This window comes from Fibrobacter sp., assembly GCA_012523595.1.
Taxonomy (GTDB): Bacteria; Fibrobacterota; Chitinivibrionia; order Chitinivibrionales; family Chitinispirillaceae; genus JAAYIG01.
Genome location: JAAYIG010000179.1, coordinates 1 through 8,707, shown reverse-complemented (window position 1 = coordinate 8,707; position 8,707 = coordinate 1). Strand labels below are relative to the sequence as shown.

Annotated in this window: 8 protein-coding genes; all 8 read left to right on the top strand. The window is 44.7% G+C overall.

The annotated features are described in order from the left end of the window. Window positions 1-131 precede the first annotated feature (131 nt). The gene (locus GX089_12110; GenBank protein NLP03232.1) at window positions 132-311 is read left to right on the top strand and encodes a hypothetical protein; all 180 of its coding nucleotides are present in this window, start codon (window positions 132-134) and stop codon (window positions 309-311) included. Beyond that, window positions 308-754 (top strand): hypothetical protein, encoded by a 447-nt coding sequence (locus tag GX089_12105; protein ID NLP03231.1) that lies wholly within the window; start codon window positions 308-310, stop codon window positions 752-754. Before GX089_12110 ends, GX089_12105 begins: the two co-directional genes overlap by 4 nt. A gap of 145 nt (window positions 755-899) precedes the next feature. After that, the gene (locus GX089_12100; GenBank protein NLP03230.1) at window positions 900-1,706 is read left to right on the top strand and encodes a hypothetical protein; all 807 of its coding nucleotides are present in this window, start codon (window positions 900-902) and stop codon (window positions 1,704-1,706) included. 328 nt (window positions 1,707-2,034) lie between these two features. Next, a complete protein-coding gene (locus GX089_12095; protein NLP03229.1) occupies window positions 2,035-4,545 on the top strand; it encodes an AAA family ATPase in 2,511 nt (836 codons plus the stop codon). Window positions 4,546-4,673: 128 nt separating this feature from the next. Next, complete coding sequence (locus GX089_12090; protein ID NLP03228.1) at window positions 4,674-4,994, top strand: hypothetical protein; 321 nt, start codon at window positions 4,674-4,676, stop codon at window positions 4,992-4,994. A 512-nt stretch (window positions 4,995-5,506) separates the two neighbouring features. Further along, the gene (locus GX089_12085) at window positions 5,507-5,929 is read left to right on the top strand and encodes a YbhB/YbcL family Raf kinase inhibitor-like protein (GenBank protein ID NLP03227.1); all 423 of its coding nucleotides are present in this window, start codon (window positions 5,507-5,509) and stop codon (window positions 5,927-5,929) included. Window positions 5,930-6,046: 117 nt separating this feature from the next. After that, complete coding sequence (rfaE2, locus tag GX089_12080) at window positions 6,047-6,547, top strand: D-glycero-beta-D-manno-heptose 1-phosphate adenylyltransferase (GenBank protein ID NLP03226.1); 501 nt, start codon at window positions 6,047-6,049, stop codon at window positions 6,545-6,547. 190 nt (window positions 6,548-6,737) lie between these two features. Continuing rightward, window positions 6,738-8,707 (top strand): tetratricopeptide repeat protein (locus GX089_12075; protein ID NLP03225.1); only part of this gene is annotated, 1,970 nt, incomplete at its 3' end.

Genomic DNA, 8,707 nt, shown 5'->3' with positions numbered 1-8,707 from the left:
GGTGTTAGTGAGGGGATTTACCTGTACAGGATAAGGTTTACTGACCGGATTTCCACTGGTAAGCTTGTGCTGAAGAAGATTTAATTTGCGATAAATTTCTTTTTTTCTAATTCTCTTTTCAGGAAGGTAACTTGAATTACCAGGTACTTTCTGCAATGGTGAAACTAAAGTACAGAAAATGTGATGATCCTTTTGGAATGGATATGGAATATGTGTGTATCTCGATGCCGTTTGAATATACCTGTTGCTGGACAACAGCCTTGCTCCGGGAAAAATCACAGCTCTTCCGGACAGTTTATATGGAAAAATGAAAAATGATGGTGAGTCACGGATTATCAGGCTGCCAGGGAAAGTTTATCAACTTAAATGCAGAGTTTATCATGGTAATGAATTTACCTTTATCAATCATAACGGGAACAACAGATACATTTTCAGGGAAAATGACGGAGAAATCAATACAGGATTGCTCTGGATGGGTGATGTTGACAGGGATGGGAGACTGGATCTGGTTGTCGATTCATACCTGCATTATGAGGGGTATGTAATGAGACTGCTGCTTTCCGGCAGTGCTGAACCCGGAGAACTCTTTAAGTGGGTTGTAGAGACATATTCACTGAGTCACATCTGGCAGCGCAAAGTAAATATTTTCCACAGTCGTCCCACAGTTTATACCGAACTGCTTTTTTTGGAAAAACCAGTGTTTTTGCCTTGTTTCTCATTTTGTCAGTTTCCATGCCCTGGTGACCTGAATTAACAGTCTTCTGCACCCTTCCCCTCCCATATGCGTTTTTTCAATTAAAAGAGTCCTGAAATCAGTGACTTCACTTTAAGGCAATCGAAATGAATAATATGGTTATATTAGAATGAACGGTTAGTTTTTGATTTTGCAGGATATGAAAATGATTTTTGTGCTGATTCTGTTTTTACTAGCTTTGCCCATTCTGGGAGAAGAGCTCGAAGAAACTTCCGGTGATAACGGCGATTTGTGTTTTCCTGTTATAGAGATTTCAAGAACCGGTTTTTATACAAGAAGCTTCTGTTTGAATGAATATGCTCCACCGGTCGATTCCTGCAGAGATTTTACAATCAGTTTTCCTCTTACCGGAGTAGGTATTGTTTTTCACTGTGGTCCGGATCGTATCTGGTCATACAAAGGAATTGGCCATAAGGGAGAAGAATCCGCAGTGATCCCGGTCAGAGTAAATATCAGTGACGATGGCAATGGTGTTCTTCTCAGTGCGGGAATTATTATTGATTCAATTCCAGATTCATCTTTCTTTTTCAAACCTCAGATTATCAATGATCAACCGGTACTTCCCGATACAGCGCAGCCTCTTGATTATTCGATAAACCTGAGTACGTTTCTCTGTAAACCAAAGCCGGTTGTAGCAGAGAGAAAATTCAAATACCCGGCTGGCTACAGAAGAGATCCCATACTTAATTATCCTGAATTAGCCATGTTTCATTATGGGTCCGGTATCCGCCTGCCGTCATCGGCCTCTGTCAGAAACAGGGGTGTGATGATATTTAAGTACCACATACTTCATCCGGGCAAACTGGAATATGAAGACCTTGAAAAGATTGCCAAAAAGGAGGCCTGGATAAGGAAGTATTATGGGATCAAGGCCTCGGAGCCCGTGAAAAAAGAGAAAAAACCGGGATTTCTCAAGTTTAAACCTCTTCAGGGAAGGTCACGAGGTTTTTGATTGCCACAGTAACAGCACAGATTTAGTTTTTTGAATACTCATCCTATAATCACTTTCCGGATTTTTCCCAGACAATAATTTTTTTGGTGAAGGCAGTCAGGAAGAGTGTATGCCTTCTGAAATTCAATTTTCTGATTGTGTGAAGATAGTTCCCAGCCTTTGCAGGAAATGATGGAGTGTGGAATGTTGGGGTCACTTCACGATTGGAAGTGCTCATCGCAAGATGTTAACGCAGAGGACGCAAAGGGAAGATGCAGAGAAAAGACGCCGAGATGGAAAGAAATAAAGCGAAAAATTGACCCATTAACCGGACAGATCGAAAGGAAAAATGAAAATGTCAAACCAGGAAGAAAAAAACCCCGAACTCGATCTCGCCTTTCGGTATCTGCAGGATACATCGGAAAACGTGTTCCTTACTGGAAAAGCCGGTACCGGTAAAACCACCTTTCTTCACAATCTCAGGAAATCCTCACCTAAAAGAATGGTAGTGCTTGCGCCTACCGGTGTCGCTGCGATAAATGCAGGCGGGATGACGATACACTCCTTTTTTCAGATGCCTTTCGGACCCTGGATTCCGGGCGGACGGGCCGATTTTGCTGCAGACGGGGATTTCAGGAAAGGACTTTCCGCCAAATTTCACAAGTTCAGCCGTGAAAAACTTAACATAATTAAAAGTCTCGATTTGATCATCATCGATGAGATAAGTATGGTGAGATCGGATCTGCTTGACGGGATCGATGAGATACTGAGAAAGTTCCGTAACCGCGACAGACCATTCGGCGGGATACAGCTCCTTATGATCGGTGATCTTCAGCAGCTTGCTCCTGTTGTCAAGGAGGATGAATGGGAGATTCTTAAAGAGCATTATGATACTCCCTTTTTTTTCGGAAGTAACGCGCTGAGAAAATCCAGTTATGTCACAATAGAGCTGAAAAGGGTTTACAGACAAAGTGACAGTGATTTTATAGAAATGCTTAACAGGGTACGTGATGGCGACAGGAGCCCGGAAACGATCGCGCTTATCAATAAACGCTACACACCGGATATTAAAGGTGTTATGGAAGGGTGTATCACTCTTACCACCCATAATTATCAGGCAAAGCAGATCAATGAGGAGAGGATGAGGAGGCTTGAGGGGCGACCCTGGATTTTCAAGGCGAAGATAGAGGGGGATTTTCCGGAGTATTCTTATCCCACAGATCCGCAGCTTGAGCTCAGGGTCGGAGCCCAGGTGATGTTTGTCAAGAATGACACGCGGCCGGATAAACGCTATTTCAATGGGAAAATCGGAAAAGTGACGGATATCGATGAGGATAAGGTGTATGTAAAGTGTTCCGATGATGAGCCGGTTATAGAGGTGGAGATGGACTGCTGGGAAAACATGAAATACGGGCTTGATAAAGAGAGCGGTGAGATAGTGGAGACTGTTACAGGTAAATTTACCCAGTACCCTCTCAAGGCCGCCTGGGCAATAACAATACATAAAAGTCAGGGGCTTACATTTGACAAGGTGGTTATCGATGCCGGAGCGGCTTTTGCACATGGACAGGTATATGTAGCTCTCAGCAGGTGCAGAACTCTCGAAGGGCTTTTTCTTACCTCGAGGCTTACCCCCAGGGTGCTGATAAACAGCTCTTCAGTGTCGGAATTTATAAAAAGTACGGAAAAGTATCATCCTGACGAGAACCATCTGTTAAAAGCCATGATCTCTTTTCAGCAAAGTCTTCTCAGGGAGCTGTTTGACCTTAATACGGTCGATAGAGAGATCCGTGCTCTTATGAGGCTTGCGAAAGAGAACAAAGAGTGTCTCTGTCCCGGATTGATGGATTCTCTTACTGATCTCAATGCTAAAGTAAAAAATGAGATAACCGATGTGGCGGATCGGTTCAGTTTACAGATTCAGGGATTGCTGCGTAAAGAGCCTGTTGTTGAGCGTAATGAAGAGCTTCTGGAGAGGATCAGGAAGGGATGTGTGTATTTCAGGGAAAAGCTGGAATCTCATGTCGGCGGTATTCTGTGTGAGGGAGGAAAAATCGATGTTGATAAAAAGGAAATACGAAAATCGATCGCTGCAAGTATCACGCGGCTAAGGGAGGAAATGGAGAAAAAATCACACTGTTTTCAGGTGTGCGGCTCCGGTTTTTCTGTAAAGACATATCTGGAAGCGCGGGCTAAAGTTGCAATTGAGAAGCCATCAGTGAAGGAGAGTGTTACAAAGCCTGAGACTTTTGATTTCTCCGATGTGGATCAGGAGCTCTATATGTTGCTTAAATCCTGGAGAAGGCAAAAGGCCCGTTCTCTGGACAAGCCGGAGTTCATGATTTTAAGCAACAAGACAATTGCCGGCATAAGCACATTGTTACCATCCTCGATGAAAGAGCTCAAGGGTGTTACCGGGATCGGAAGCAGGAAGCTTAAGGAGTATGGGGAGGAGATTCTGGGGATTATAGCAGAATATTGCAAAAAAAACGGGATAGAATACTGCCTCAAGGATGAACCGGTGAAGGATTCTCCTAAAAGGGAGAGGGTAAACACAAGGCAGGTCAGCCTGGATCTTTTCAATTCCGGAAAAACACTTCAGGAGGTAGCCTCAATAAGGGGGCTGAGCCTTTCCACTATCGAGGGGCATATTGCACATTTCATAAGTACCGGAGAGCTTGACATCTCCAGACTTCTGTCTGAGGAAAAGATCTCAGAAATCAGTGGGTTCTTTCTGAATCAGAATTCAAGGGAGCTTTCTCCTGCGAAAGAAAATTTTGGTGACAAATACTCTTATGGTGAATTGCGGATGGTTCTTGCGCATCTTGATTCTATCGGGCAGGAGAACGCAGTGTTATGACACTAGGGAAAAGATTCCTGTGAAATAAGAAGAATACCCTCTTTAAATGCTTGACACACTGTTTTCCTGAGAAATATTTTATGGTAAATTGACTGATGGGCACATTACCTCTTGGAAAGGGGGCCTCAATGGCTAAAATCAGCAAGAGCCAACTTGAGAAACTTCAAAAGAAGTACAAGGCCGATAGCGCGATCGGCAAGTTGTTCGGAATTACCCGCCAGGCAGTGCATCAACTGCGGGTAAAATATGGAATAAAGCCGGTTATTAATAAAAACAAGGACCGGAATTCCGACATAGTAAAGCAGTATGCAAGAGGAGTATCAGGTACGGCTCTGGCTAAACGCTACAAACTCTCAATTTCTCAAACCTACCGTATAATCAACGAGAACCGCGCCAAACCAAAGAAAGCGGTCAAGAAAAGTGTCCGGAAAACCCGGCGCGGTAGATAAAAGAAATTCCCTTCATAAAAGACTCTCCATTCAGCGCGGATGGAGGGTCTTTACCACTGATGACCCCTGATTAACCTGATTTTGACCACTGATCAACCTGATTATAGGATGATTAAGCTGATTTTAACTGTGGAAGAAGAATTCCTGTTTTTGTACCACTGATTAATCTGATTAAAAATGATTAATCTGATCTTGACTGCGGAAGAAGAAATCTTTTTTTTGACCTCTGATTGCAGGGTGATTAAAATGATTTTAACTATGGAAGAAGAAGAAATTCCTGGATTTGACTTAAGGTAGGATGATTCGTTTGGTTCTAAATATGGAAGGAGAATTGAATGATGTTTAGTTTGGTATCGGGAAAAAGATGGCTGTGTACAATGGAATAGTGATTATCGGAGATGATGTATCGATGCCGGCATAGTGAATAGGCGGTTGTGTTAAATAGAGGGACTATTATGAAAAATGGAGGGACTATTATGAAAATAAGAGTATACAGTGAGGCGTTTGAGAATATGCAGGAGGTTCCGGAGAGATACACTATCGACGGAGAAGGTGTTTCTCCACCTCTGGCATGGGATAATATACCGGAAAACACGAAGAGTCTGGTGTTGTTAGTGGATGATCAAGATGCTCCGGGTGGTAATTTTGTTCACTGGCTCCTCTATGATATTCCTCCATCGGTGAGAAAATTACCTGAGTTTCAAAATGGCAGCGGAATACTTCCAAACGGCGCTGTTCAGGGTATAAACAGTTCGGGTAGAATCGGTTATTTCCGGTTCTCTCCTCCATACGGGACTCACAGGTATGTTTTCAAGATCTTTGCTCTGGACAAGAAACTCAATCTTCCACCGGGAAAAGACAAAAAACAGATCGAACGGGCGATGGATGGGCATGTGATTGCACAGGGCGAGTTGCTTGGGGTGTATGCAAGGTAACTTTTTGTACCGGTTATTTCCCTTTTGGAATTGAGCTTATATGCGGGAATTTTTCATTTTTCTGTAAGTAATGCTATTTTTAGGTAGAACGGATTCTGAAAGGGTAATAAAGAGGAGATGCAAAAAGGGAAACCAGTGGTATTCAGCAGTGTAGAGGAAGCCGCGGATTTTTTAAGACCTCTGAGGGCGGGCGGAAAGACTATTGTAACAACCAACGGATGTTTTGATCTGCTTCATACTGGCCATGTCAAATATCTTCTCGAGGCTGCATCGCTTGGTGATCTTCTTGTGGTTGGAATCAACTCTGATGCCTCGGTAAGAAAACTCAAAGGTATCTCACGACCGATTCAGAAGGGGGCAGACAGGGCCTTCCTTGTGGCATCATTGAAAATGGTGGACTGTGCTTTTCTGTTTGAGGAGGATGATCCCAGAGCATTCCTGGAGGTACTCAGACCTGATATCCACGTAAAGGGCGGCGATTACCTTCCTGAGCGACTTCCTGAGAAGGAAACGGTTGAGAAGCATGGAGGGGTGATCCGGCTGCTTAATTTTGAAAAGGGTTACTCAACTTCCTCCATAGTGGATAGAATCATTAAATCCTCAAAGCAGGCTGTTTGAGATTTTTAGTGGTCGGCAGTGGGCTGAGAAGAGAGATTAATGTATAATTGTAGGGATCACAGGTTGGAACCCTGATTCTCTTGATTCAGGGATTGTCTTGATTATAAATATAGAAGAAGAATTTACAGTTTATTATGTCAGAGTTATCAACACAGAAAGAACAGGGGCCCGGGATGGGGATAACCGGTAGATGGAGAAAAGGATAATGGCCACCCACACTGCTGAAATGTCTATAGAATCACTTGAGAGTCGTTACAGAAGAGATCCGGCACCGCGGATCTTTCCCCGTCTTGCGGACGCTTACAGAGAAGAGGGCAATATTGACAAGGCGATTGAGATCTGTCTGAACGGGCTTGACCTGTATCCTTCAAATGTCACTGGCCGCATTGTCCTCGGGCGCTGCTACTTTGAGATGGGAAAACTGAATGAAGCTGCTGTCGAGTTAAAAAAAGTATGCTCTATAGACCGCAGGAATCAGGCTGCCATTAAGATGCTGGCTGATATTTTTGTAAAGCAGGGAATGGAACACAAGGCCGGTGATCTCTACCATCTTTTAAGCAGAAGTGATCCGTTTAATAAATTGCTCGCCCAGTTCTGTTCCAGGTACAAATCAACGGGGAAAACCGACCTCTTCGATATTCTGGGAATCAGTCAGCCGGGTGGGTATTCTGCTCAGGTACAGTCAGCGCCGATTCCGCAGGAGGTCTTTCCGGATGCGGAAGATTTTTCAGATCAGGAGCCCGGGTTCCAGGAGATTCCATCACAGGCTGAGGGTCTTGAGGCGATGACCAGTGAGGACTTTGAACGTCAGTTCGCGATGGTAGAGCAGTCCGCTGATGATCCCTCATCGGGAATGGAGTTTCCCGAACAGGAACCGGAGTTTCAGGAGGTTACAGATCAGAGCGATGTTCTTCAGGAGGTAGCGGAGCCGGAGCTGGAGCAGCAATTCGATATAGCGGGTGAAGAGGTCGAGGAGGAGAATGCTGCTGAGATCAGCGGTGATGATATAAGCAGCAGAATGTCAATGATGTTTGAGGGCAATGTCTCCGGAGAGTCTCAAACAGTTGAACCTGAAGAGGTGCAAAATGTTTTTCCTCAGGAATCAGAGATTGCTGAAGAACTGCCCGATATTTCCTCATCGGAACCGGAATCGATTTCTGGCCAGGATGTTTCATCGAGGATAGAGGAGCTTTTCAGCGGCTCTGCCGGTAAAGCTAAAGAGCAGGGAGAAGCGGTTGAGAAGGCAGTCTCCACAGATGAGAAATCGGCAGAGGAAAAAGGACCCATTGATGAACTTCGGGATATAATCCAGAATGAACTGTCCCCTGAATTCGAAGAAACACTTCAGTATGACAGATCAGAACTGAATAAAGAATTGCTGAATGATAACGGGAGCGGAGATCAATCCGGTCCCCTGACTGAGGATCTGATCGCGGATGACAGCAGGGCTGAGATGGATCTTCTTGCCGAAGCGGAGAGTGGAGATAGTGGTGATTTTTCCGGTTCTGAATTGCTGGATGACAGTGACAGGACTGAGAGTGCGGTTCAGGAGGATGATCTGCAGTTGATTTCCACCGGCGAAGAATCCGCGGGAACGGATGACAGCTCGTTTCAGGACCAGTTCAACGCTCATGCGGAAGACAACAACCTTATCGAAGATGGCCCTGAGAAGCTCGATGAGATACCGGAACTGATTTCGACCAATGCTACCGGGGATGTTAATTTTCAGGATCCGTTTATTTCCGAAGCCGCGGATACAGGAGAGAAGGCAGATTCAGGAATAGTTGAAGTGCCTGACCTGCAGATTCCCGATGGTACAGATGACTTACTCGAAGATCTGATAGTTACAGATGATGAAAACCTGGAACTTATAGAGTTGAAGGACGATGCTTCAGAGTTAACAGGTGATCAGTTGCTGGATTTAAGCGGGGAGAGCGGGCAGATTCCGGAGTTAAAGAGTACAGAGGCTGATCAGGAGAGTGAGACTCCCGTTCCGGCAGAGGCGTTTTCCGGAGAGGCAAGAGATGAATTCTGCGTTTCAGAACTTTCCGGTGGGGAGGGTACGGAGGTTTCCGGGGGGGAGATTCCTGAACTTCAGGAATTGTCAAATGATTCTGATTTGAGTACAGGTACTCAGGAGAAGGATGTTGATAATGTCGG